Annotated in this window: 24 protein-coding genes and 1 riboswitch; of the genes, 6 read left to right on the plus strand and 18 right to left on the minus strand. The window is 40.6% G+C overall.

The genetic code is table 11. The features are described 5' to 3' along the window. Positions 1-18: 18 nt before the first annotated feature. The 3 genes from LI074_RS00800 to LI074_RS00810 all read right to left on the minus strand — a co-directional run bounded on the left by LI074_RS00800 (position 19) and on the right by LI074_RS00810 (position 1,525). The gene (locus LI074_RS00800; protein ID WP_008706340.1) at positions 19-408 is read right to left on the minus strand and encodes an HI0074 family nucleotidyltransferase substrate-binding subunit; all 390 of its coding nucleotides are present in this window, start codon (positions 406-408) and stop codon (positions 19-21) included. Beyond that, the gene (locus LI074_RS00805) at positions 395-688 is read right to left on the minus strand and encodes a nucleotidyltransferase family protein (RefSeq protein WP_008706339.1); all 294 of its coding nucleotides are present in this window, start codon (positions 686-688) and stop codon (positions 395-397) included. The genes LI074_RS00800 and LI074_RS00805 overlap by 14 nt, the downstream gene beginning before the upstream one ends. A gap of 201 nt (positions 689-889) precedes the next feature. Continuing rightward, a complete protein-coding gene (locus tag LI074_RS00810; RefSeq protein WP_055058216.1) occupies positions 890-1,525 on the minus strand; it encodes an ECF transporter S component in 636 nt (211 codons plus the stop codon). A 137-nt stretch (positions 1,526-1,662) separates the two neighbouring features. Further along, positions 1,663-1,796, minus strand: a riboswitch (FMN riboswitch). Between the two features lie 131 nt (positions 1,797-1,927). Here LI074_RS00810 and LI074_RS00815 point away from each other — a divergent pair. Further along, positions 1,928-2,407 (plus strand): hypothetical protein, encoded by a 480-nt coding sequence (locus LI074_RS00815; protein WP_055059016.1) that lies wholly within the window; start codon positions 1,928-1,930, stop codon positions 2,405-2,407. A 508-nt stretch (positions 2,408-2,915) separates the two neighbouring features. Further along, on the plus strand, positions 2,916-3,365 hold the full coding sequence (locus LI074_RS00820) for a DUF5684 domain-containing protein (protein ID WP_055059015.1): 450 nt from the start codon (positions 2,916-2,918) through the stop codon (positions 3,363-3,365). A 129-nt stretch (positions 3,366-3,494) separates the two neighbouring features. Here LI074_RS00820 and LI074_RS00825 read toward each other — a convergent pair whose 3' ends face one another. The 5 genes from LI074_RS00825 to LI074_RS00845 form a co-directional block, all read right to left on the minus strand. Further along, the gene (locus tag LI074_RS00825) at positions 3,495-4,391 is read right to left on the minus strand and encodes an SH3 domain-containing protein (protein ID WP_022380035.1); all 897 of its coding nucleotides are present in this window, start codon (positions 4,389-4,391) and stop codon (positions 3,495-3,497) included. A gap of 815 nt (positions 4,392-5,206) precedes the next feature. After that, entirely contained in the window at positions 5,207-5,800 is a 594-nt protein-coding gene (locus LI074_RS00830; RefSeq protein ID WP_243282920.1) for a transposase, read from the minus strand. Next, positions 5,761-6,255, minus strand: a complete 495-nt coding sequence (locus LI074_RS00835) for a hypothetical protein (RefSeq protein WP_022380033.1) — start codon at positions 6,253-6,255, stop codon at positions 5,761-5,763. Before LI074_RS00835 ends, LI074_RS00830 begins: the two co-directional genes overlap by 40 nt. A gap of 396 nt (positions 6,256-6,651) precedes the next feature. After that, positions 6,652-7,938, minus strand: a complete 1,287-nt coding sequence (locus LI074_RS00840) for a GntP family permease (protein WP_008706328.1) — start codon at positions 7,936-7,938, stop codon at positions 6,652-6,654. Positions 7,939-7,950: 12 nt separating this feature from the next. Beyond that, positions 7,951-9,375: a serine hydrolase domain-containing protein gene (locus LI074_RS00845; protein WP_008706325.1), complete on the minus strand. Its 1,425-nt coding sequence runs from the start codon at positions 9,373-9,375 to the stop codon at positions 7,951-7,953. Positions 9,376-9,640: 265 nt separating this feature from the next. Here LI074_RS00845 and LI074_RS00850 point away from each other — a divergent pair, with 265 nt between their 5' ends. Then, a complete protein-coding gene (locus tag LI074_RS00850; protein WP_020993643.1) occupies positions 9,641-10,474 on the plus strand; it encodes a MurR/RpiR family transcriptional regulator in 834 nt (277 codons plus the stop codon). Positions 10,475-10,923: 449 nt separating this feature from the next. Here LI074_RS00850 and LI074_RS00855 read toward each other — a convergent pair whose 3' ends face one another. The 3 genes from LI074_RS00855 to yedE form a co-directional block, all read right to left on the minus strand. Continuing rightward, positions 10,924-11,166 carry a DUF3343 domain-containing protein gene (locus LI074_RS00855; RefSeq protein ID WP_008706323.1) on the minus strand — a complete coding sequence of 81 codons (243 nt, stop codon included), beginning with the start codon at positions 11,164-11,166 and terminating at the stop codon, positions 10,924-10,926. Further along, positions 11,163-11,369 (minus strand): sulfurtransferase TusA family protein, encoded by a 207-nt coding sequence (locus LI074_RS00860; protein WP_022380030.1) that lies wholly within the window; start codon positions 11,367-11,369, stop codon positions 11,163-11,165. Before LI074_RS00860 ends, LI074_RS00855 begins: the two co-directional genes overlap by 4 nt. An 88-nt stretch (positions 11,370-11,457) precedes the next feature. Then, positions 11,458-12,540: a YedE family putative selenium transporter gene (yedE, locus tag LI074_RS00865; protein ID WP_022380029.1), complete on the minus strand. Its 1,083-nt coding sequence runs from the start codon at positions 12,538-12,540 to the stop codon at positions 11,458-11,460. A 292-nt stretch (positions 12,541-12,832) separates the two neighbouring features. Between yedE and LI074_RS00870 the strand changes: the two genes are divergently transcribed. After that, the gene (locus LI074_RS00870; protein WP_173697598.1) at positions 12,833-13,996 is read left to right on the plus strand and encodes an aminotransferase class V-fold PLP-dependent enzyme; all 1,164 of its coding nucleotides are present in this window, start codon (positions 12,833-12,835) and stop codon (positions 13,994-13,996) included. Between the two features lie 204 nt (positions 13,997-14,200). Next, positions 14,201-15,097: a selenium metabolism-associated LysR family transcriptional regulator gene (locus LI074_RS00875; protein WP_055060097.1), complete on the plus strand. Its 897-nt coding sequence runs from the start codon at positions 14,201-14,203 to the stop codon at positions 15,095-15,097. Positions 15,098-15,100: 3 nt separating this feature from the next. On the opposite strand, the gene LI074_RS00880 is transcribed toward LI074_RS00875, so the two are convergent. The 4 genes from LI074_RS00880 to cobI all read right to left on the minus strand — a co-directional run bounded on the left by LI074_RS00880 (position 15,101) and on the right by cobI (position 20,511). Beyond that, positions 15,101-17,902 carry a two-component system response regulator gene (locus LI074_RS00880; RefSeq protein WP_172679317.1) on the minus strand — a complete coding sequence of 934 codons (2,802 nt, stop codon included), beginning with the start codon at positions 17,900-17,902 and terminating at the stop codon, positions 15,101-15,103. A 269-nt stretch (positions 17,903-18,171) separates the two neighbouring features. Beyond that, on the minus strand, positions 18,172-18,903 hold the full coding sequence (locus tag LI074_RS00885) for an ABC transporter permease (protein WP_008706312.1): 732 nt from the start codon (positions 18,901-18,903) through the stop codon (positions 18,172-18,174). 73 nt (positions 18,904-18,976) lie between these two features. Continuing rightward, positions 18,977-19,819, minus strand: coding sequence for an ABC transporter ATP-binding protein (locus LI074_RS00890; protein WP_008706310.1), 843 nt, complete (start codon positions 19,817-19,819; stop codon positions 18,977-18,979). Next, entirely contained in the window at positions 19,816-20,511 is a 696-nt protein-coding gene (gene cobI, locus LI074_RS00895; protein ID WP_008706308.1) for a precorrin-2 C(20)-methyltransferase, read from the minus strand. Before cobI ends, LI074_RS00890 begins: the two co-directional genes overlap by 4 nt. Positions 20,512-20,756: 245 nt before the next feature. Between cobI and LI074_RS00900 the strand changes: the two genes are divergently transcribed. Continuing rightward, a complete protein-coding gene (locus LI074_RS00900; protein WP_022380025.1) occupies positions 20,757-21,275 on the plus strand; it encodes a hypothetical protein in 519 nt (172 codons plus the stop codon). Between the two features lie 81 nt (positions 21,276-21,356). Here the strand turns inward: LI074_RS00900 and LI074_RS00905 are convergent, their stop codons facing one another. From LI074_RS00905 to LI074_RS00915, 3 genes are all read right to left on the minus strand, one after another. Next, entirely contained in the window at positions 21,357-22,667 is a 1,311-nt protein-coding gene (locus LI074_RS00905; RefSeq protein WP_173697599.1) for an alpha-L-fucosidase, read from the minus strand. 127 nt (positions 22,668-22,794) lie between these two features. Continuing rightward, the gene (locus LI074_RS00910) at positions 22,795-25,296 is read right to left on the minus strand and encodes a transglutaminase domain-containing protein (RefSeq protein WP_173697600.1); all 2,502 of its coding nucleotides are present in this window, start codon (positions 25,294-25,296) and stop codon (positions 22,795-22,797) included. Further along, the gene (locus LI074_RS00915) at positions 25,296-26,042 is read right to left on the minus strand and encodes a copper homeostasis protein CutC (protein WP_119243228.1); all 747 of its coding nucleotides are present in this window, start codon (positions 26,040-26,042) and stop codon (positions 25,296-25,298) included. Before LI074_RS00915 ends, LI074_RS00910 begins: the two co-directional genes overlap by 1 nt. Positions 26,043-26,095 lie beyond the last annotated feature (53 nt).

A 26,095-nucleotide genomic window follows, 5' to 3' on the forward strand; every position in this document is an offset into this window, starting at 1 on the left:
CTATACCTTCGCTGATTATTACAGCCAATTTTCTTCTATCTCTGTTTTTAGTTCGCAAAACATCTGATAAAACTCTTCTTTTGCATCAGCTATAATTCCTAACGCAATTTTCTGATTGTAAGAATGTGTAACATTATTTCTTGCCTGCAATGCACGAAGCCACTGCTCCTCATCTCTTATCATTCCTGCTTTATAGGCAGTCTTCAGAATGATTTTCGGTGAACCTGTTGCTCCCTCTGCATATCCATGAATCTCCAGTATTTCTTTCATCATTTTCCATGACTGCTCAAAACAAATTTCATACAATCCTACGAGTCCGGTAATCACTACATTATCATATGGTTCTTCATAATTATAAATATCTTTCATGTTAGACAGTGCATTGCAGAAATTCTCATATTTTCTCATACAAAATCCTCCCTTCCTTCTCTATAGATTCTCTTAATTCATCCTGCATGTCACGATCAAGATTTACAATATCATACTCCAGAAGAGTACTTGTCTCTTCATCCACATCTAACGCAAACCTTGCAAAATCTCCTCCTGTGACTGCAATATCTATATCACTTGTTCTTCTGAAATCCCCTCTTGCTCTCGAACCAAAAAGAATTACTTTTTCAATATCATATTTTTGCGCAAGGTTTCGGATTTCTTCTATAACTTCCGGTCTGATTCCTGTATCATTCATTTTATAAACCTCACATTCCGATGTTTATATCGTCTGTTTTATCTTACCATATTATCGTATCTTTTTTAAGTCTGTCTGACAATTTCCGTAATTATTTTTTACACATAAAAAGAAGAACAGCCGCAGATTTTTCATCATACGGCTGTTCTTCTTTTTTATTTATTGTACTGCCAATTTATTTATTCTTTATCAGATATAAAATCAATCTCCCTTGAGCACCACGCGGATTCTCTTATAAATCAGGAATACGATCAGGGATGTCAGAGCATATTTGAATATGTTGAATGGGAAAATGATCATTGCTGCAAATGTAAGAAGATTATTTACAGAACTGTGTACTGCACTTCCCATTTCGATAAATGCTTCTACCGGCATTCCAAAAGCCTTTCCGTATGCCGGAAGTAACACGAATGCATTGATAAAGCATGCAACTACTGCTGTAAGTACGGTTCCAACTGCCATTCCGATCACTGCATGTTTTCTGCTCTTAACAGATTTATAACGGTAGATCAGACCTGCCGGGACTGCAAATGTACATCCAAAAATGAAGTTTGCCACATCGCCTACACCTGCTGTCATAGAGCCCTTTGTTACCAGATGCACAAGAATTTTCACCAGCTCGATCAGTACACCTGCGATCGGTCCCATTGCAAATGAGCCAACCAGTACCGGGATTTCTGAAAAATCCAGCTGATAAAAAGTCGGTGCCAGGAAAGGAAGCGGAAACTCCAGATTCATTAAAATTCCTGCGATAGCGCCAAGCATGGCTATCTGTGTAACGGTTCTCGTCTTACTCCTTGCCATCGCATTTCCATTTCTTAATACCTGTTCACTCATACTGTTTCTCTCCTTTGAAATTATTCTTTGTTTAAAAGAAAATTCCACAAGCTTTTTATATAATGAAGATTTTCTTCAACATATAAAAAAACCCCGGATCATATATCCGGGGTAATGAGCACGTATGGTAAATATCGCGTGTTCTTCTCTCATCCAGACTATACTGTCGGTCCTGGAATTCCACCAGATCAGCCGCCGAAGCGGGTCGCGGACTATAACCGCCGGTAGGGAATCTCAGCTGATGCTGATCACCACAACCCCGAAGAATTTTCTTTTATTTGCGTCTGATTATACTACATACAGATATCTATTGTCAATACAACTATTCCATTACGCTCCTCTATTGACTTTGCTTTTCCAGGCTATTATAATAAATCCAGAAAACGAAAGGAGGTTTTCAATATGAAAACATGGACAAAGAAGTTCCAGAAAATGTTAACACTGATACTTGCCATCTGCCTCGTTACCGGCTGCATGGGATTCTCAAATGTGCAGGCAGCTACCGGAAAGTCAGGTACAACCTACTATGATACCTGCATAAATGGAAAAAAAGGCGGAACAATAACAACCAATGGCACAAAATACTATATGTCAGGCACAAGAAAGGCTATATGTAAGGGGAACACTCTGACAATGTATGCGTCATTTAATACTTCCAAAAACGGAATATTAAACAGCCAAAACAAAAAAGCATATATAAAATACGGAAAACATACATTTAAACTTACTTCCAAGACCAAATACTATTTTTCCGGAGGTGAAGCTCCCAACGATTATTGCTCAAAATCCGCTTTCATGTCTACCATGAGAAGCATGAATGGATTAGGTCTGCGCATTAAGGTAACCAATGGAAAAGTTGTTGAGATGTCTTTCAATTCATGATACCACAAAACCCGCAAAGCTGGAAATTCCCACTTTACGGCTTTTGTTTAACTTGTCATTATTTTTTCCGAAACCATTCTTTTTTCTCTGTTCTCACAACCCATCCCTGAGAAGATTTTCATCTTATCAGGCACTTTTCATAAGTCAGACGAATATTTGTAATATTAAAGCAGGAGACTCACTTCATTGATAAAATTTTACTCTGCCTGATCAATATTATCAACCCTACAGCCCGCTAATACAACCATTCCAGGATTAGAAAAACAGGAAATCACTGCCAGACAAATGAAAAATATATAATATCCCGGTATTTTGTAGTTCATAAGTATTGCTGCCATAGTTTTCACCTCGCTTATGTACAATCTTCTTTGATAATTGACGAACTACTGAGAATATGCTTTAATGGATTTAGCATAAATACTTCAGGAGAACAAACATAGTTCTCAACTATGCTTCTACACCAACGATACATGTATCATATCTCACAGAAAGAAATGGGGGAACACAAATGGGACTTATAGCTATCAGCAGCATGGTATTCTTAGGTGGTATGTATCTGATGATTGCATTCGCATGGTGGCTTCTGCAGATTATTGCCAACTGGAGAATCTTTACCAAAGCAGGGGAGGCCGGATGGAAAAGTATTATTCCAATATATGGCGATTATATTTCTTATAAAATCGCATGGCAACCTGCATATTTCTGGCTGACATTGGTTCTTGGAATCGTATCTTCCTGCTTACAGGGAACTCTTGAAACAAACGACAGTTTAATGATCTCCATGATCATCGTACTGATCAAAATCATACTTGCCATAATCAGCATTATGTACAGTGTTAAGCTTGCAAGAGCCTTCGGCAGAGGCACAGGATTCGCCATTGGTCTTATCTTCTTACCGCCAATCTTCATGCTGATCCTTGGCTTCGGCGATGACAGATATTATGGGGCAGATAAATAAGTATATATTAAATGGAAAATCCCCGGAACTTACGTTCCGAGGATTTTTACATATATACAGATTACAGTTTATTATAGAATTCTGTTGTCAAAATATTCTTTTACCGTTTCACAGCAAAAATCAGAATTGTCAGTCCACTGGAGCAGACAGATAACTTGCCAGACAATATCCAGATGAACCTTGATAATACACAGAAATAAATCCGTTTCCGGCATCTCCGAATGTAGCAACGGCTGTTCCCAACGGAATCTGACAAATTTCAGCAGCATTTACATCTGGATTTGTACGAAGAGTAATACTCTCATTACAGTTAATTACATATCTGGTATGTGGAATAGGTGCTCCTTCCGTCGGTTCCTGATATCTGGTGACCTGCGTCAGTGCAATCCATCCGTATGTACCATTATAATTTGTATAGCCCCATGAATTTCCATTGGAAGCCACTGCTTCCTGAGTTACAGTCAGAACTGTTCCGTTTGGAATCATGTCTGGAAGAACTTTGTCATACTCCACTCCTGCGCCACAGCGCATGTTTACACCGCCATCAGGAGCTGTTACTTCTACATCATAAGAATTTCCATGGGTTGGAATATCTCCCGGTGCAAGTAGTGCTATCTTATTAGCAAATTCTGTATAGTTTTCATTTGCATTAAGCTCCCTTGATTCTAGCAATGTTTGCACAATATCTTTTCCACTCTTTGTAATTCGTGTTATCTCCTGATATCCTTGATATCCATACAAAAAATACATTCCATTTCCATCTGGGGCTGTATAAAATAGTCCCTGTCTGCCTACATTTCCAATATAGCTCACATATTTTCCATCTTCCAATGTATAAATATCATTTACCCAATCAGCAAGGCAGGTGCCATGTGATATAAGCAACTCTCTTATTCCGTCCTGATCAATATCATATAAAGCCACGGAAATGCTAAAATCTCCGGAAATGGCTCCTGCATCTGCTATTACATTTTCGTATGCTGCGTACTCTGTCATATCTTTGTAATTCGTTGGATTTGATGCCATTACCTCGACATTTTGTCCTAATATTGAACTGGTTGTAATCAACAAACTGGCAACAATTGATATTTTAACTAAATTTCTATTCTTTTTCATAGCTATACCCCACTTTCACTCGTATACAATTCTGTTATTTACATCAAATTCATTACATTTTCAAGATGATCTGTAGTTCCATCACTTTCCCTTCTATTTGTTATCTTTTCTACACCCAAAACAGCATTAATATATCCATGTTTACATCTTATACTCTTTATTATACTTTTTCTTTTTCAAATACTCAATCATTAATCACCATTGAATAACTAATTGTTTTTTTCTTTCGTTACTGTTCAGACCCAATGTCATTAACTTAAGCAATTTGCTAATACTGCATTGATGAAAATATCAGCAGAAGGATTTGATTATGATAAAAAAGGGGATATTGAGGGATTAAGATACAATGTTTTACTGAAATTTGGGTATAACAAAAAGACAAAATCAATATTTAACATTGAAATTTGTCTAAAGATGAAATATAGTAATATATGAGTTAATGCTAATGTCTATAACAAAAACTCATCGGAAGTTTAAACCTATGCTGGCGGGCAAAGGTTCTTCCAGGTCTGATCGGCTCAATATTTCGAGCGATCAGACCTTTTACATTTATCTTTGTTATCCCATCGTGAATCCTAAAAAAATCCCTGCATGTTTTAAGCGCGGATGAATAATTCGCCTGATATTCATAAGCACGATCTTCCCGATCAATAGTTACATTTATGATTATGCTGGAACTGAAATTATATAGAATAACTCTTGCCCATACTTCCTGCACAATATAATCATATTTTTTTTGAGTGAAACGTTTTCAGACACATGGAATATTTTAAATCTCGGAAAGAGTTTTCCTCCTGCCATCTCAGATGATAAAGAGCTTTGAAATCTTCAGCTTTAAACTCTTCTTCTGGAAGATTCGTAGCAATGTTTTCATAAGAGCCATCATCAAGCTGTATGCGTAACAAACGTAAAGCAAGGTCATATTCCGTTCTTTGATCATTGAGATAATCCATCGGAGCATTCTGATAAATGTATCGGTATGAAGAGAATAGTTCAGGTCTGGAATATTTGCTTACAGCTTTAGACCTCGTCAGTATAAGAGAGATATCTTCATCAAAAGCTGGCAGGGTATCAACCGGATATCCCATCATTCCGGAAGCTCTTTTATCGTTACATCGGATAAGGAAGTACTGCCCCTTTTCAATCACATGGGCAAAGTTGTTGTAAGAAGTATAACCTCTGTCCCCAAAGAAAATGACTTTGTAGTGTTCAGGGATATCTGCAGAATCAACCATGGAACAAAAAGCAGAATACTCATTTCGCTTTCGGGCAGGCTGGACTAAAATATCAGTAAAACGCTTATCAAGTAAAGAAAACATAGCATTGATATGGATCTGATATGGATCTGGTTAAATCCTCTGGTAGATTTACCATTTGGTTCAAAATAGGTATCCTTATCTTCAGGGTTAAGGAAAATATCACAGGAAGAACCATCGCAGGCCCAGAATTCATATTTACCGTTATATAGTTTTTTAGGAAGTTTCCTGTTAAAAGCAAGAAGAAGATTCCGAAAAGCATCTTCCCTGATCTTTTTACGCTGTCTGTAAAAAGCCGCTTTGGAAGGTGCATCGATAGTACGTCCGAAAAAACGGTACAGTTCTTCCCTGATACAGTCAGCTTCCATAGTCAGAAACATCAGCATATAATCTTTAAAACCAAGTTTTCTGTTTCTGATAAAATCAACTCCGGGTTTGACAGCATATTTTTCCGGTGTTTTGGAAAGATCATTGATAGCAGCAAGTAAAATAGCTTTGATAGAATCTGAATAGTTCATAAATAAATACTCCTTTGATTAAGTAATTAAAAATAACAGTGCCTAATCAAAGGGCGTTATTACTGATTGATCAGTAATAACGCCGCATATTGAGGAGTATTTGTCAAGTAATATTTTAGGAAATATCAAGCAGGTATCAGAGAGAGCATTGCCCGTTTAACAAGCAACAATCTCTTAAGTTAATGACATTGCCTTTGAACAGTAACAAAAATATCGTACAGGGCTTTCTAATATATAATGTGTTTGCTGAATCCATTACAAGATAAGGTTGTGATATGCAAGAGACAAATCATCCTCATTTGCGCAGGAACAGTCGCTACTACCTATATCTTACCTTTCCACTCTCTGTGGAATTTTAATGACTCTTTTGCATACTCTATAGTAATCTGTTACTTCTTAATAAAATGCAATTCCAAGAAATACTGCAAATGCCAGTCCAATCAATGTAATACATACAGATGTGATAAAGATCGGTTTGTAGCTTTCTTTATGTGTCATACCACAGGCAGCCAGGCAGGTAATCACCATACTGTTATGCGGCAGTGTATCCAGACCATTGCATGCAATTGCAGCTATACGGTGTAAAACTTCAGGATTTACTCCCAAGTCCATATATTTTTGTGCAAATACTTCCATAGCGATTCCGATACCACCAGAACCGGAACCAGTTGCTCCAGCAATCAATGTGGTAGCACTTGCAAAAGAAATCAGTGGGTTTCCACCAAGGTTTGACAGCATATCTATCAGATTCTGGAATCCCACAGTTGATTTAACAACATAACCAAATCCAACAACTGCTGCAGTATTCATAATTACCATGCTGGCACGTTTTACACCGTCATCGATCAAATTCAGTTTTTTCGGAGTAGTATTCCAATATAAAATCACACAACAGAAAGAAGCTAAAATAATTGCAATATTTACATTTACCTTAAATACATTTAACAGAACAAATAACAGAACCATCGGAACCACAGATCTCCATGGTTTTACAGTCTCCAATTCTTCAAATGCTTTCATTTTTTCTGCAATATCAGGTGTAATTACAAATCCGTCATTATTTTTCTTTGCTTTTCTGAATTCATACTCCAGATAAATAATACACAGAATACTGCTGAAGACACCAGTTGCAATACCAAGACCGGAAGCTGCCATAGTATCTGTACCAAGATACTGTGTTGGAAGCACATTCAATATAGAAGGAGAACCCGGGAACATGGAACTGTTATACGCCAGAGAAGTATAAATAACACCCGGAATCAACCATCTTGGCAGATTTTCCTGTTTAAATACGCACAGGAAGATCGGATAAGCGATAAACATCAATGCCCATCCATTCACACCTATATATCCTAAGATCAGCACTGCAAGCATACAACCATAAATTGCTCCACGTCCACCCACTTTAGAATAGATCATTTTTGCAAATGCTGCTGCAGCTCCAGATCCTTCCATTATAGATGCAAATACGGTTCCGGTTGCAAAAAGCAAAAAGTTATTCTTCAGGAAATCAGAAAATCCTGTAAAATATGTATCTGTAATTGTATCCAACACAGACAAACCACTGAATATTGCTAAAATTGCAACACATATTAATGTTCCCACAACTGGGTTAAATTTACGATAGCAAATAATAATCAACACAACAAGTGCAACAATAATTCCCAATAAACTCATATCCATAGTTTTATCCCCCTACTGTATGTTTCCTGAAAGTTCAACCGGTACAGCTCCGCCAAGTTTTACGCTTGTGATAATCATTCCGTTTACACTGCCATCCTGGAAATGCAGCGTATAGGTATCGTAACCTGACATATTTAACCAGTACTGCTTTATAACCAATGTCTTATCATCTTTGAATGCATAAGAAAAGCTATTAAGAAAATGATGCGGATCATCAAATACAGCTTCCTGTGTAATCCAGTTTTCAAATCCAGCCTCTACACTTACCTGCTTGTCCTTCAGGTAAAAATTAATCAGCAGTACATTTTCTGTTTTTCTATTAATCTTTATGCTTTGAATTTCCCGGTCATTTTCTTCAAAGGAGAGTGTTTTATCAAACCATTTTCCTTCCAAACAGGAATTTTTTGCTCCTTCCGGATATGGAAGACACAAGTCATCCAGATATTTTTTCAGTTTTTTCTCTCCATCTACATCTGTTTCCAATGTTCCTCTCTCTGTCGGTATAAACAACTTTTCATTTACGATTTTGCTAATCAAACGGTTCGGATTTCCATTCGTATCACTTGCTCCTGCTGTGATTGCAACTGCCAGTTTTTTCTCTGGATTAACCACGATCACATTTCCGAAAGCTCCATAAACGCCGAAGGAATGATCAGCAGTGATCCAATACTGATATCCGTATCCACAGACTGGATATTTTTCTTCTGGAGTATCAATTTGTTTTCTGGTTGCTTCTTTAAGATATTCTTCCGGAATAAGTGTTTTTCCGTTCCATTTTCCCATATTGGCAAGTAATATTGCAATTTTCGCGATGTCGGGTGTTTTCAAATACAACCCCCATCCTCCGACTGTATTGCCTTCTGGGCTTTCCAACCATTCGATATCGGTAATACCCATTGGTTTCAAAACACGTTCTTTCATCAGTGCAAGCACATTTTTATGCATGGTTTTTGTAACCAGTGAAGACAACATATAGCTTGCTCCTGTATCATACTGAAAGACAGTTCCCGGATCATGAGGTAATTTGTATGTAAAATAATGTGTGATCCAGGAATCTGTCACTCCACGAAAACAGGTGCTTAATCTGCAGGAATTTGCTGCCATTGTTAACAGATTACGAACTGTCAGCTGATCGATTCGTTTATCATATTCTTCCGGCAAATACTCTTTAAAATAATCTATCACCAGATCATCCAGATGTAATTTTCCCTCGTCGATTGCAATCCCTACTGCAATACTGTTCATACTTTTCGAAAATGAATGAAGCATCTGCATAGGTTCTTCCGTATATGGTTGAATGCATTTTGAAAAAATCACATCGTTATCGCATACTACAGATATAGAATGAATATCTTCGACGAATGTCTCCAGTTCCTGTACCATACACAACAGATTATCTGAAGATATTCCATAGGCTTCTGGTTTATTTTTTATCATTTTGTGCTCCTTCTTTTAATATTATTGTATTAAATTCTTTCTAAACATTCACGTGAAGTATTTTCCACTATACTATCACAAGTTGTTTCTGGAAACAATTGATAGAATCGTCAAAAATTAATGTTCTGTTTTGGTAGAATTAAACAATTTATTTGTTTTGTTTTATGAATCATTTGATTCTTTTTCGAATTATAACATTCTCCATTGAATTAAAAAAATTTTTTTGCTATACTTGTCATATGATATTTTATTTATGGAGGTTACAATGAGCCTGGATCAACTAATCTATGAAAAAATCCCTTCACTATCGGCAGGACAACGAAAAGTTGCAGAATATATTTTAAATAATAAAGATGAATTCAGCTATGCAACACTAGCTAAACTCAGTAAGGATATTTCTGTCAGTGAAACAACTGTTATTCGTTTTGCTTATTCTCTTGGCTTTGACAGTTTTTCTGCCATGCAGCAAAAACTTCGTGAAGAAATTCTTTCTGTACCACAGCGCAATGTAGAGGGACAAATTCAAAATCAGACATTTTATCAAAAAGTTTTTTCCAGAGAAACGCAGGCACTGCAAGACTGGATCTCACATATAAATGAAGAGCTTCTGGACAAGACCGTAGAAGCTCTTCTGAATGCAGATCATATTCTGGTAACCGGAGCACGCTCTTCTTATCATGCTGCCAACTGGTTTGGGAATCGTCTGAACCTTTTACTTGGTAATACTCACATTATCCAAGAATTTTACGATCCTCGTTTTGATTTATTAAATCATATCACAGATAAAACTGTTGTCATCAGTATAGCATTTGCCAGATATACCAAATGGACGTATCGTTATGCGGATTCTGCAAAAAAAATGGGTGCAACCCTTGTCTCCATTACAGACAGTGTTTCCTCTCCTTTTTTTAATATTTCCCATTATACGATTCTTGCTGCTCCGGTAAAAGACAGTATGGGATTTAGTTCACCTATTTGTATGTATTGCTTATTTGATGCGATTATATCTAAAATCCATGATGAGCGAAAAGATATGATAGTAGAACGTTTAAAACAATATGAAGATACCTATCGGGATTTTGATATGTATTATGAGTAAAACAAAAGATGCTATAAAATTAATAGCTGGATACGTGCTAATTGTCTTGGCAATCTTGATGAAGTTTATTGCATAAAAAGCAAAAGACAGCAAATTAAAATAGGATATCATCTTTTTCTACAGAACCCTACATGACAGCAGACAGGACTTTTACCAATATCTTGTAAATAAAAACCGTCCATGGAAATACTATAGCAATCCTCGTAAATAATGCATTTAAGACAGTTCAGCAGAGTGCGAAAGACAAGGAAGATCTCTGCAGGCGTGCTGACGCACGGCTAAGATATCTGACGCAGAATTTCACACTCTGATGGGCTGGATTAAGATGCATTATTTTAGAGGATTGCTATAGTACAGGATTGAAATAAAATTGCGCGTCAAACTCTCATCATTGAAAAATAACGAAAATGCGACGCGCAGTTATTCAAAGGATGAACTGAATGGTACTTTTATTCTTCATCCGCATGATAAATCCCCACATAGCCCTGCGGTTCTACTCTGACAATCTGCTCGACTTCCTCTGTTTTCTCCGGGAAGTCCGCTTCTGTATGAAATCTCACACAGGTTCCGCAGGAAGAGCTTAAATCTCTTGGGACAGGCATGACTTCTGCACTCAGATTCATTGCCTGGCAGTTTCTTCGAAACTGAATAGCTCCATAATGGGAATAGAAGGTTGCTATATATGTGATCATTTTGTAAGTTTCAGCAGGATATCATCTCCCTGCTCTGTTGCCTGTACCTGATATCCCTGATGTGTTGCAAATCTGGATACATTTTCTTTTGCAACTACGTTATCAACCAGGATCTCATATTCTTTATCTCCGGATTCCATTGCATTCTTTGCACGGATCACTGGTTCCGGACAGGATAAACCTCTTGCATCTACTTTCTTCATTCGTCTCTCTCCTTTTAGAGTGTGTCTAAAAAATACTTTCCACAAAGTGAGCGTATTGATTGCTGAAATAATGTCTGCATTCCAACAATCAGGCTTCTTCTTTTCTCATGGAGTTCACTGCCGCAATTACAGCAACTACCACAATCCCAATAATAACTGCGATCTTTCCGTTTGCTGTAGGACCTTCACCGGAAGATGCCAGTCCGAAGTTATGGGCAAAGGCAGCACCTGCCATCAGACCGAGAACGGTCACAGCGGAGTCTGTATTTCCCTCGCCTGCAAGGATCAGCTGACGAAGCGGGCATCCACCGAGGAGAATACATCCAAAGCCTGCCAGATACATTCCCAGTGCGTTCCACAGTCCGTCTGTATGTGCGATCGGCTGTCCCGCAAATCCCGGATTGAAATAGGATGTTCCTGTAACTGCACCGAGGATCAGATTCATTACCAATGCTGTCACAAGAATTGCAGCAAAACCGAACAGTAATTTATATTCTTTGAAAAGTACCGCATCACGGATACCGCCGACCATACACAGACGTGTTCTCTGAGCCAGGATACCAACAATAATTCCTGCTGCCAGTGCAATAATGATTGCAGCATGTTTTGCTCCAGGTCCACCTTCCGGTTCTGTGAAATGGATAAATGCAGGTGCAGCTGCCAGTAACAGCAGCATCACGATCTGGAATGCCGGATAAATACTGCCTTCCAGCTTCGGCATCTTATAAGAACGTTTCAGTGTGTAACCTTTCTTCAGGAAAACAGTTCCTGTAAGAATACCGGCTACAAATCCAACAAGTCCAAACAATGCATTTCCGTCTCCGCCTGCCAGACGCAGGATCATACGGAATGGACATCCGAGGAACATCAAACATCCGATCATAACAAATGCACCAAGTGTAAATCTGGTCACAGGTGCAGAACCGCCTCTTGGACTGAACTCTTTCTTAGCAAGTGAAATGATACATGCTCCAAGCACCAGACCAATGATCTCCGGACGGATATACTGAACTGCTGCCGCTGAATGAAGTCCCAGCGCACCTGTGGTATCTCTCAGGAAGCAGGCAATACAAAATCCCATATTTGCCGGATTTCCAAAAAACACCAGAATTGCAGCGATCAGACCGATCACGCCTCCTGCCAGAACTATGGTTCCCTTTTCGTTTTTCATTTATTTCTTTCCTCCTTTTACACTATTTACTCTCAGCGTCTTTATTGCACTTGCTTTTGTGAGAGTACATCACTGACTTTTTTTGTTGTCAGCGCAATTTCTTTGTATCTATTTTATCATTTTTATGCTGAAATCACTAATTCATTATAATCGTATTTTATAGTTATTTATAGAAATCATTTATAAGTTGTGCTATACTACAGATAAGATATGATGTTAGGGTCAAAAAGTATTTTTTTCCTGACTTGATATCCACGAATTGCTATATATAAAAATCGGGGGATTTGTTGCTATGAATAAAATATATCTGGATCAGGCCAGTACGTCTTTTCCAAAAGCACCATCTGTGGCACAGACAGTTTATGATTATCTGTCAGGCTCTGCTGTGAATGTGAATCGTGGAGGATACCGGGCAGCTTATTCTGTGGAGGAACAGATTTTTGAAACAAGAGAACAGCTTCTGAGGCTCTTTCACTTTACTTCCGGAAAGGGTAAGAATGTTATTTTTACAGAAAATATCACTGCCAGTCTGAATGTTCTTCTGAAAGGACTTCTGAAACCCGGCGATCATGTACTTGTAACTGCCATGGAGCATAATGCAGTGATGCGTCCCCTTGTACAGCTGGAGAAACATGGAATTTCTTTTGACAGGATCCCATGCGCTTCTGACGGCAGTCTTCTGCTTGATAAAGCGACCGCACTCCTTCGTCCTGAGACTAAGCTTGTGGTCTGTCTTCATGCTTCTAATGTATGCGGAACTGTCATGCCAGCACAGGAAATCGGAGATTTCTGCAAAGAACATGGGCTTCTTTTTATTCTGGACACTGCACAGACGGCAGGAACCATTAACATTGATATGGAGAAATGTCACATAGACGCACTGGCATTTACAGGTCACAAGGGACTCAGAGGGCCACAGGGAACAGGTGGCTTTCTGATCCGCAATAAACTGGCAGCGCAGATTGAGCCTCTTATCAGCGGTGGAACAGGAAGCGCCTCTCATTCTGAAGAAGTACCGGCATTTCTTCCTGATCGTTTCGAGCCCGGAACTCCCAATATACCTGGGATTCTGGGACTTCATGCCGCACTCTGTGATCTGGAGAAACAGTCCATGGAAGAAATCCGCCAACATGAATTAATGCTGACACAATACTTTATAGATGGTATCCTGAATCTGGATCCTGAAGAAAAATTTCTGCGTATTATCGGTAAAAAAAATATTGAAAACCGTTGTGCAGTTGTATCCGTCCAGACCTTACATATGGACATGGCTCAGGCCGCCTTTGAGCTGGACAGTACTTATGGAATTATGACAAGAGTCGGCCTTCACTGTGCACCAAACGCACATAAAACTCTTGGAACATACCCGGAGGGTACTCTCCGTTTTTCTTTCGGACCTGAGAATACAAAGCAGGAACTGGATATTGCTTTAGATGCATTATCCGCATTACTATAACAATCCTAGTGTACCAACAAGTTGATTTCTTGAACAATCTTACGTCTAAATTTCTTATTTCCGCGTTGTCGTCAGTCGCCGTAGCCACCGCTAGCCTCTCTCCTCCGCCTTGAAATAAGAAAATTTATCCTGCAAGATTGTTTCAAGAATCAACTTGTCGGTACACTCGTACATCGTTTTCGTACATAAAAGGAGATTTTCACAATGGAATTTAAACAGTTAGAAGCATTCGTCGCTGTCGTGGACTACGGCAGCTTCTCAGAGGCGGCCCGCCGCCTCTATCTGACACAGCCTACGATCAGTGCGCATATACGTTCCCTGGAAGATGAACTGCATATGAAACTGATCATCCGTACTACAAAGAAAACAACGATCACAGCCAAAGGCTACCAGCTTTATGACAGTGCAGTCCGTATGCTGGAAATCAGAAATAACCTGCTTGAAAATTTTACAGGTGCCCACAAACATATGATAGATCTGGCTGCATCTACCATTCCTTCTTCTTATCTTTTGCCGGAACTGCTTGCTGCTTTCGGAAAAACGCACCCTGATGTTTATTTTCACTCCATACAGTCAGACAGTTCTGAATCCATCAGCCGGGTACTGGACGGAACTGTAGATCTGGCTCTGGTAGGCCAGAATACACGTGATGAGAGCTGCGTGTTTATTCCTTTCTGCCATGATGAGCTGGTTATTGCAACTCCTGTAACAGATCACTATCTTGCACTCAAGGACAGAGAAACACCCGCTGTTTTTCATGATTTCCTGAAAGATCCTATTATCCTCAGGGAAAAGGGCTCCGGCACAAAAAAAGAAATGGACCTTTTTCTGGAGCGCACAGGCATCACAACAGGCAATCTGAATGTGATTGCCCGCATGAATGACCTGGAAAGCATCAAAAAGTCCATTGTTAATGGTCTGGGAATCTCTATTCTTTCATCACGCTCTGTCAATGACCTGCAGAGGACAAAGCAGATTCTTGTCTTTCCGCTGGAGGAAGCTGCCCATAAGCGCAGTTTCTATATAGTCTACAGCAAAAACAGGATTCTGAACCCCCATGTAAAGCAGTTTGTACAGTTTATGCGAGACTATTATATGTAACTGTTATCTGCCGGCATCCAGCAGTTTCACAAACTCTTCCTCCGGCATCGGTTTGTAAAAATAATAACCCTGAATATAATCACAGCCGTTGTCTCTTAAGAACTCGACCTGCTCTTTAGTTTCAGCACCTTCCGCTATAATCTTTATATCCATAGTATGTGCCATTTCAATGATGAAGCGGATAATACTGCGTGTTTTGGTATTGGTTTCTATCTGCCGCACAAAACTCATATCAATTTTCATAATATCAAAGTTGTAATTCTGGAGCATTCCAAAGGAAGAATATCCGCTTCCAAAATCATCCAGGAGCAGCAGAATCCCTGCTTCTCTTAATGCCTCCAGAGTTGCATTTCTGTCTGCCTCAATGGCAGCATAGGAGGTTTCTGTAATCTCCATTCTGCACAGACCGGACGGCATGGAAGCATCTGCACATTTCTTCTCCAGCCAGTTCATGATCGTCTCATCATAGAAATCCATCCATGACAGATTAGTTGATACCGGAACTGTGATCTTATCGGACTGATAACGTTTCTTCTGAAATTCATTAACCGAATCCAGCACATACAGATCCAGTTCGGAAATATGTCCGCTTTCCTCCAGTGCAGGAATAAATACACCCGGCGAAATAAATCCCTTTTTCGGGTGGAACCACCGGATCAGAGATTCTGCTGATGCAATCTTTCCGGTCATTGCATCCACAACAGGCTGAAAATATACTTTGAACTGTCCCTGCTCAATCCCTTCCTCCAGTTCACCTGCTAATGTTGCTTTATCTATATATGTATTCTTCATGGAAGAATCATAAATCTTATATGACTGGACAAACTCATCTGTAATATATCTCTGGGCAATCTTTGCCCTGTCAATCATTCCATTCACAGACATTTTTTTCTTTTCAAGCATAAAAATCCCACATTTGACAGACAAATGAAGTGTTTTTCCTCCCCGGGTAAGTTTCTTCTGACACATTCCGGTAAGCATATCCAGATTGAGATTCTTACGTTCTACCAGACAGATAAAATGATCTGCGTCCTCACGTGCCGATACCAGAGGCTTCAGCTCTGATTTCCGGACATCTTCGTACACTTTGCGCAGCATCATATCTCCGATTTCTGTTCCAAAAAGCTCATTGACTGCCTTGAAATTCTTAATATCGAAAAATACAACCGCATATCCGGTTCTGTCTTCACTTTCTTTCAGGATCCGTTCCACATGACGGATAAAACCCTGTCTGTTATATCCGCCCGTCAGAATATCCTGTTCAAATTTCTCCGTAATATCCTCAACTGTAGCTACAATAATGTCAAAAAATTTATTGAGGTAAAAAAATGTATAGTTCTTTAAACATTTCTCCCCTTTTTTATTAAACTGATGAACAGAGAAAGAATATCTATCTTTCTCCTGCAGTTCTTTCCGAATGGTATCAAGACGCACACATTTTTCATATACGGATTTCTCATCATCCGGAACAAATTTCTTCATAACTTCAGTAACATAACCGGAATAACTGATCTCTTCTGCCAAAACCATCTCCATGGCACAGATACCCGGATGATCCAGTCTCACACAGTCTCTCTGCCCGTCAATAATCTCTATTCTGTCAAAATTCTTTCTGTACAGCATATGCGGAATCTGCTCTGAAAAATAGTTCTCTGTAATATCAGAAAAATAGATCAGTGCTTCCAGCCTGTCATAAGAAACGTTCCGGACCATCTCAACTGTGGTTCTGATCATCCTCAGACTGATTCCTTTTGCGGCATACACAGGACATTCCCATTGGATCATATCTTTTCCCTGTGTCAGACACTCCCTCAGATTATCTACACAAAATACCTTTCTGTACTGAGTTCTCACTTCTCTCTGCGGAATAGACTGACTGATCCGTTCAATATAAGAATCCAGTGGTTCATTTACATCTTTCAGCTCCAGTGAAGCAATCCTGCTGTTTGCCATAATACAGCTTCCATCCGAAATATTTACTGTAACTGAGGCAAACGCATCTTTTGCATGACGTATGATCTTATCCAGCTGTTTCAGATATTCATCATTGATATCCCGGATATACATCATGGCAATCTGGTCATCCGGTTTATATTCTGCACTTCTGATGACTTCCATACATACCCAGCGGTACTCCTGTTTTATCAGAGTTCTGTAGTTCAGGTAAATGCGTTCTCTGCCTTTCGCAAGTTCTCTTCTCAGATTATCTATACTGCAGAATTTCAAATATTCTTCCTGATCCTCTTCATAAATATACTTATAATCAGCCATCATTTTAAGGCTTTCAGAAAGACTTGGAAGCATGGAAACAGTACTGTCTTTTCCTCTTATAACTGTATAAGTATCTGTCGAGAGATTAATCTTGAGTATCCGGTGAAAAATAGATGATAACATTTTCATCGCATCCTGCAGGTCTCCCGTCATCTTATCATGCAGCGCAATCGTACTCTCAACACGATGAAAGACCGTCATTGCATCAAAGGGACGTGTGAAGTAATCACTTGCTCCAAGCCCATAAACCCGACGGATGCTATCTTCGGAAGTCTCTGATGAAATACAGATAACAGGCAGCATATCCAGCCATTGCTTTTCCTTCATAACAGCAAGTACCTGATAACCATCCATTACCGGCATGATCAGGTCAAGGAGCACCAGCTTAAAATCCTTATGGCATCTTTCAAGGATTTCAACTGCCTGCTTTCCATTTTCAGCTTCACAGATATCATATTTATCTTCCAGCATACAGGAAAGGATTTCTCTGTTTAATTGTGAATCATCAACGATTAATATCTTTAGCTTACTCATATAATGTATGCCCTTTCTTCTGTTATTATGGCTGTGTGAAAATTTAACCGGACAGATGTCAAAAACAGCTGCTCGGTTATGCATAATTCAAGTATATCATTCAAAGGATAAAAGTCAATAATTGGAAATATCGTTTTATCGCTGTTCACCGGTAATAATCGGATATACTACCAGTATATGATTCCCTGTTTTCTCTTTACAAAAATTCACATTGATATATAATACATAAACAGATCAAGGAGGAGCACAGGCTCCTCCTTGTCAGTCAGTTACAGATTTTTCTTCTTATAAATAAACCATGATGCTGCTACAGTAAACACCAGCAGATAAAGAAGCAGAATCCCAATACCAGTGTAATTCACCGCCTCACCTGATGAAATGCTTCTCATCAGATGGCTGGTCTGGGATAATGGCAAGGCTGATACAAACTTGCCTACAAATCCCGGAAGTTTCTCTGTTGAGAAAAAGGTGTTACACAAATATGCCATAGGCATAATGATATAATTGGAAAACCTCGGCACGTCTGCGTGGTTTTTTGCCAGAAAGGAGACCACCACGCCGATGGCTGAGAATACTGCTCCGTTCAGGAACATCACCAGAAAGGACCATCCGTTGAAGATCAGTCCTGTCTCAATAGGTGCTGTAAGAAGCAGTATGATTCCTCCTGCATACAGACCGCGCAGACTTCCCCCGATGATCTGTCCGGCAATAAACTGCCATAATGGTGTGGGGGAGATCATCACCTGATCAAAAGCCTTCTCATACAGTCTCTGTACGTTTAGGTTCTGCGCAATAGCGTTGAAGCTTCCGTTCATAGTTGTCAGTGATACCACACCCGGAATCAGAAAGTTCAGGTATGGCTGTCCATGAGAAGTGGTCTGGATTCCCATTCCGAATACGATCAGATACATTAGCGGTGCAATCATTGCCGCCAGTGTGATTTTATAGAAATCCCGGCGGAATTCTACCCACTTCTCCCATAATATTGTTATAATTCCCATACATTTTTCTCCAGATTATTCTAACTTTTTTCGCAACCTCCGCAGGGGACTTCCCTGATTCAGTTAATATCTGCTATTTTGAAATCAAATGCTTCCCGGCTCTTTCTACAAAGACATCTTCCAGTGTTGTCTCGCGAAGAGACGCCTGCCCTGTAAGCTCTTCCAGATACCGGATTGCTTCCTGTCGTGTATGGAAATAGTGATTCTGTGTTCCATCTGCTGTCATCTCGTCCACTGCATAAGCACCAAGACTCTCAATCAGTGCTGACGGAGTACTTACCTCCTCCAGCTTACCATGATCCATCAGTGCCACACGATTACAGAGACTCTGTGCTTCTTCCATATAATGAGTAGTCAGCAGGATCGTCAGATTTTTCTCATTAAGCTTACGCAGAAGATTCCACATCTGTCTTCTGGAAAGAGCATCCATACCTGCTGTGGGTTCATCCAAAAGCAATATCTCCGGATCTGTCAGTAATGCCCGACAGACCATCAGCTTACGCTTCATTCCACCGGAAAGCTTACGGACTGTACGTTTGCGAAACTTCAGCAGGTCACAGAACTCCAGAAGTTCTTCTGTTCTTTCTTTTATCTGCTTTCGCGGCATAAAATAGAGCCGTCCCTGGTATTCCATAATCTCATCCATATTCATATCCTGACGCATAGAATATTCCTGGGTGATCACACTGATTTTTCTTTTCAGATCAGGACGTTGTCTCGTAAGCTGCTGACCGTCTATGAGGATTTCTCCCTTTGTCGGAAGAAGAAGGGTTGAGAGCAGGCTGATGGTCGTTGTCTTGCCTGCTCCGTTCGGTCCAAGAAGGCCAAAAAATTCCCCTTTTTCAATTTTCAGGTTCAGGGAATCCACAGCTGTAAAATTGTCAAAGGTTTTTGTCAGATCTCTGGTTTCGATCATAATCCTCCATCCTGTTCCTTTGCAATGATCAGAGAATAATAGCCTGCATCATCCGGAATTTCTTCTACACTGTTGTAAATATGCTCATCCGGCATTCCACAGTTCTCCACCATACGGATATTGCGTCCGCTTTTTGCCAGAATTTCCTTTACCTGATTCATCTTTTTGCCGGATTTCATCAGCACATAGGTTCCCGGCTGATCCAGTTCACTGTCAAGACGGTGAACTGCAGGCTGTACATGAAGGGGCTGATTCCACTCTGTAAGCGGGATATTCAGGCGTGCTGCTGTTGCGCAGAAGGAAGTGATGCCACTTACCAGTCTTGTCTCATATCCATCCGCTTCTACTCTCTTCTGTACATATGAAAATGTTGAATAGATAGTCGGATCTCCAAGTGTCAGAAATACTACATTCTTACCTGTATCAAGTGCTGCTTCCAGCGCCTTGGCTCCTTTTTCATGGTTCAGTTCCAGTTCTGCCTTATCATGTGTCATTGGCATATAGATTGGCAGGAGTTCTTTGTCTGCAAGCTCAGGTACTGCCTGTACTGCGATCTTATATGCAACTGTTTCACGCACCTCTGCGCCCGGTACCGCAATAATATCATTCTCTTTGATCAGACGCACTGCCTTTAATGTCATAAGTTCCGGATCTCCAGGGCCAACTCCTACTCCGTATAAAATTCCTCTCATTACCATATCCTCCTATGATTTGCATATACATTTTTATGATATCAGAATTGCAGAAGCTGCTTCGCAGCAAAGCAATTCACAGATATTCATTTATTGTGCTCACTGTTCACTACGTTCTCAATGATGTTGCGTGCGGACAGTACCTTTTATTATACTAAAACAGGATAACTTTTTCAACAAAGTATTGACAATTAATTTCAATTGTGGGATGATGAAAATTATCGAATTTAAGTGAGGAAAGAAATATGAGAAAGATTTTTGCAGTTCTGGCAGCTTTGATCTGCTGTCTGTCAGTATGGACTTCTGTTCCTGCTGCACAGGCTTTCACTCTTGATAAAGAAGATGGGGAGTATTCTATCCAGGTAGAGCTGGAAGGCGGAAGCGGCAAAGCCAGTGTCACTTCACCGACTTTGATCACTGTGAAAAACGGCGAAGTAACTGCCGATATCCAGTGGAGCAGTTCTAATTATGACTACATGATCGTTGACGGTAAAAAATATCTCCCTGTCAATGAGGAAGGAACGAATTCTGAATTCCAGATCCCGGTTACCATTATGGATGAGAGCATGCCGGTAATCGCAGACACTACCGCCATGGGTACCCCTCATGAGATCAATTATACCCTGACTTTCTATTCCGATTCCATCGGTTCCAAAAGCCAGATGCCACAGGAAGCAGCGAAACGTGTTGTTGCTGTTGCACTTGTTATTATCGTAGGCGGTGGGATTCTGAATTATTTCGTAAACAAGAGAAACCGATGCTGAACCAGGCAGACACCTGCATCTCAGTTCGGTTAAGAAATACAAAAAAGCTGCCATACGGCAGCTTTTTTGTATTCTATAGCTTTATTCAGCCATCTCCACTTCCAGCACATAGTCTACAGGATCCGGCAGTACAGGATCCGGACCAAGGTCAACAAATGCGATATCCGGATAATCGCTGTGCACCCATAAAGTAGAGATCGGCACTTCATGTCCGTCATCCAGGGCACGTACTTTCACAATCTTATTCTTATCAAATCCAATCAGCGGCAGTGGTCCTAATGTATTCTCATAAATATGGACATAATACTTGTTTCCATTTCTGGTGATACGTCCGTAATCCGGTTTCGGGATATCTGCTGCCGGAGCGCATCCATAGATACTGTCATGGTTCTTATCCATCCAGCGTCCGATTTCCGCCAGGATCGCGGAGGATTCTTTCGGGAATTTACCTTTCGCATCAGGTCCTACATTCAGGATCATATTTCCACCTTTGGAAACACACTCTACCAGCTTCTTGATCAGCATGGAAGCTGGTTTGTAATAGTAGTCATTTGCACAGTAGCCCCAGTTATTGTTCATGGTGAAGCATGCTTCCCATACCATCGGATTCCCTTCTTTGTCACAGATTCCTTCCGGCGGGATGATCTGTTCCGGGCTTATAAAATCGCCATGATACGGTGTCGGATCGCATTCATACAGAGATCCTCTTCCCTCACCACTGACTTCCAGACGGTTATCAATGATGATTCCCGGCTGTAATCTGCGGACCATATCTATCAGTCTTGTTGCTCCCCATTTCTCGCCTCGCATATCGTCATAGGAAAAGTCAAACCACATAATATCGATTTTTCCATAATTTGTGCAGACCTCTTCCACCTGATTGTACATATACTCTATATAACGAGAAAAATCTCTGTTTTCATTACTGCATTCCGGATGGTTTCTCATAGGATGGATGCGGTCTCCGTAATGAGGATAGTCCGGATGATGCCAGTCAAGTAAGGTGAAATACAGACCGACTTTCAGACCTTCTTCGCGAAGAGCTTCCACATATTCTTTGATCAGATCTCTTCCTGCAGGTGTATTGGTAACTTTATAATCTGTGTATTTACTGTCAAATAAACAGAAACCATCATGGTGTTTTGCAGTCAGAACCACATATTTCATACCTGCCGCCTTTGCCTCTTTTGCCCACTGTTTCGGATTATAGTCTCTGGCATCAAATTCTTTCATAAACGGAAGGTATTCTTCCTCAGGCATCTCCTCTGTACTGCGTACCCATTCTCCTCTTGCAGGAATAGAATATAATCCCCAGTGGATAAACATTCCGAAACGGGCATCCTGATACCATTTCATACGTTCTTCATATTCTTTTCTGTTAAACTGATACATGATTTTTATCTCCTTTATGTAAATGCAAATTCAATATCCAATCCTTTACATCTATACAATAATGTAATCCGGCAATACCAGAAGATGCTCACAGGTGTCATCTCCGGGCATCTTATTTATCGCTCTGTTACATTAATCTAAGCAGCATATCCCCGGTTCCTACATTGTAACCGCTGGTCGCATAAATCCCATTCAGGGTTCCATTCGTCACAATAATCAGCGGAAGTTTGTCCGGATCTACGTACATACGCCTTCCCAGAGTATTGATAATCTCTGAGAAATCATCATAATAAATCTGAATATTTTTTAACTTTGCAAGTGCTTTGGACAGTGTCGGTGTCTCCAGTGCTTCTTTGCTTCTCACTACAAAAATAATCTGCTCTGCATATCCTGCGAAAGCCTCTTCCTGCTCCATCATTTCATTTAAGATATGCTCAGTAGGCTCTTTTTCTTCTTCCAGAAACATCAGGATATGTTTTCCGTCTGCTGTAAGGTCAGATGCTTTCAACTCTGTACCATCCTCAGTTTTCAGCATAAATTCCGGCATGGAAATATTCTCCAGCATATCCTCCAGATCTGCTTCCCTGAGTACCAGCTCAATCTCCTTTGTCTCTCCGGGCTGAATTTCAAAATGATATTCATTTGCAAACATATTTCCATTTGGGAGTCTGTTTGAAGTAAGAATCCTGTAGTTTCCGGATTCCAACGGCAGATTCAGGATCTGATCTTCGAAATTCTCTGCTCCCAGTTTCAGTGATGTATATCTTCCATTCTCCAGTTTTGCAATACTCCAGTTCTGGAAATATTTCCACTGTACAGTCTCTCCTGCTTTCAGGATCAGAGTACAGTTCTTCTCTGTTCTTGCAAGCACAGGAACGAATCTTCCGTTTTCCATATATTCCATAGAACGATCATGTGGATTCAGTCTTGCCGCTACTCCAAGAGTTCTCGCTATTGCAACAAACAGGATTTTCTTTGACAGGAAGCTTCCTGTACAGGTCCTTATGCATCCTGCCGGTGTTGTGATCACACTGGAACGCTCTTTCTCCGGTCTGGAAACAATTGCCTTCTCGATCAGATTCCAGATTCTGGAAGGATCATCTCTCAGCTCCTGTTTCTCAGCTCTGGAAAAATGCTTCTTAATCTCTCTTCTGTATTTCTGAAGAACTTCATCATCTACTCTTGGATTTAACACATAAGATACAAAGGTATCCTTTTTCATCATACCATGATATGGGATCGACAGTTCCAGATGTTCCTCCAGAACGTCACTGATACAGTCTGTTCTGTCTTTCTCTGTGAGAACCCCCAGGAGATCTTCTCTGTATGAGGCAGCAATGGCTTCTTCTATCCTGTTTACCTTTTTTCCCAGGAAACGTTCACATTCCGGATTTGACCAGTTTCTTACTTTCTGCTCTCTGTGTACATTGGCTGCTGCCAGACGCTTATTTCCCTTCGCCTTCTGTTCTAAAGTCGGCATGTCTGTGTTTACAGGTGCATCATGAGGAGCAAATATATCTGCTGCTGTCCATTTTTCTGATTCGCCGTCATTTCTTTTATCCTGCGGTACCAGACAAAGTTCACAGTTATCTTCTTTCTCAGTGTTCATAACTGTTTCCGCATAGAACCACTCGCCGTCAGAACACATTCTTGCGGAAATATGCAGACTTCCAAATCCTGTTGTCAGTCTGGCAGTTCCCTTACTGTCTGTTTTCTTCTCTGCAATCGGTGCATACTCTGAATAGTTCAGTACCTCAAAGGAAACCTCAGCTCCCTCTGCGGGTAACCCCTGCGTATCCTTTACTGTTACTGTAATTTCTTTGGTTACTGCATACCTCTTCAATTCATTCAGCATGGTCACCATACCATCTGTGCCGATCACCTCACCTTCCGGGATTTTGGCGTCAAACACACGTGAATGGATCATCATTGCTCTGGAAGAAGCGTTTGTAAACCATCCTTTATTCAGGATTTCTTCGGGCTCACAGGCTCCGAGGAAGTACCATTTGCCGTCACACCAGATCTCTACCCAGGCGTGATTGTCATCGCAGTGAGACCACTTCGGCGCATATACCTGACGGGCAGGTACGCCTACGCTTCGCAGTGCATTTACAGTGAATACAGACTCTTCACCACATCTGCCATTTCCTCTACGGTATACAGAAATCGCAGATAAAGTACGGTCATCTGTACAATGATAAGTAGCTTCTTCGGCACACCAGTAATTCACTTCCAACGCTGCTTCTCTGAAGTTCATTCCCTGTATTCTGCTTCCGATCTCTGCGCGGAAATAAGTTCTGCACTGTGCGATCTCCTCCTCATTTACTCTGTGAAACAGCACATAATTCAGGAAGATTTCTTCAGGAAGGTCTGCAACCTGCGGATTCTCTTTCCAGAGCCTCACACCATTCTCCGCATAGTCCAGAAATACTTCAAACGGATAATTGCCAATGTCACTGTACGGCATAAACGCATATAAATATTTACATGCAAGTGCCACTTCCTCTGTACATTTCTGTAATTTTTCGTCTACAGGCGCAAAAACCCGGGGCAGGCTCTTTGCCTGCTCCAGGTAGTTCTCTTCAATTCGGCCCCTGTTCTCTTTTAAAAAAACTCTCGGTTCTGCCATTATAATTCCTCCAGAACTTTCTTTGCGGCACGGATATTATCTACATCCGTACGCCATATCTCATATTCGCTCAGCATCGGAAGTCCCATATTGACTCCATCCTTGCGAAACTGCATCTCACTGTCAATGACTCTCTTTCCTGTCATATGATAAGCCCTGACTCCTGTAAGCGGATAAAGCTGGCGGATCACTTCTGCTCCCACGCCGCTTCCTGCCTGGATCGTGATACGTCCCAGACTCTTCTCTACCAGTTCCTTCAGCAGATCTGCCCCCTGCAGACATACATTGCGCTGGCCTGAAGTAAGGATCGTATTGATTCCCAGTGAGATTGCCTGTTCCATTGTTTCTATTGGATCCACGCATACATCAAAAGCTCTGTGAAGGGTCACTGACATATCCCCTGCCGCCTCCATCAGTTCTTTCATCTGTTCCATGTTTAATGTGCCATCCGGTTTCAGCACCCCAAATACAACACCTTCAGCACCCATTTTCCTGAAATCTTCTACTGCATGCTTTATCATGGAAAATTCTGCATCTGTATAGCAGAAATCTCCAAAACGCGGACGGATCAGGGCATGGATCCTGATATCCGAACGCTTTCTTATCTCATCAAAAAGCCACGGTCCCGGAGTGGTTCCGCCGATGATCAGGTTGCCGCAGAGTTCCAGCCTGTCTGCGCCTCCCTCAACCGCTGCCATAGCAGATTCTACAGAATCTACACAGGCTTCCAAAATATATTCTTTCACGTACTTGCCTCCATCTTTTTCATTTAAGCCAGACAGATCATCCATTCTGCTGA

The organism is Blautia sp. MSK18_10 (assembly GCF_020553185.1).
Classification (GTDB): domain Bacteria; phylum Bacillota; class Clostridia; order Lachnospirales; family Lachnospiraceae; genus Blautia_A; species Blautia_A wexlerae.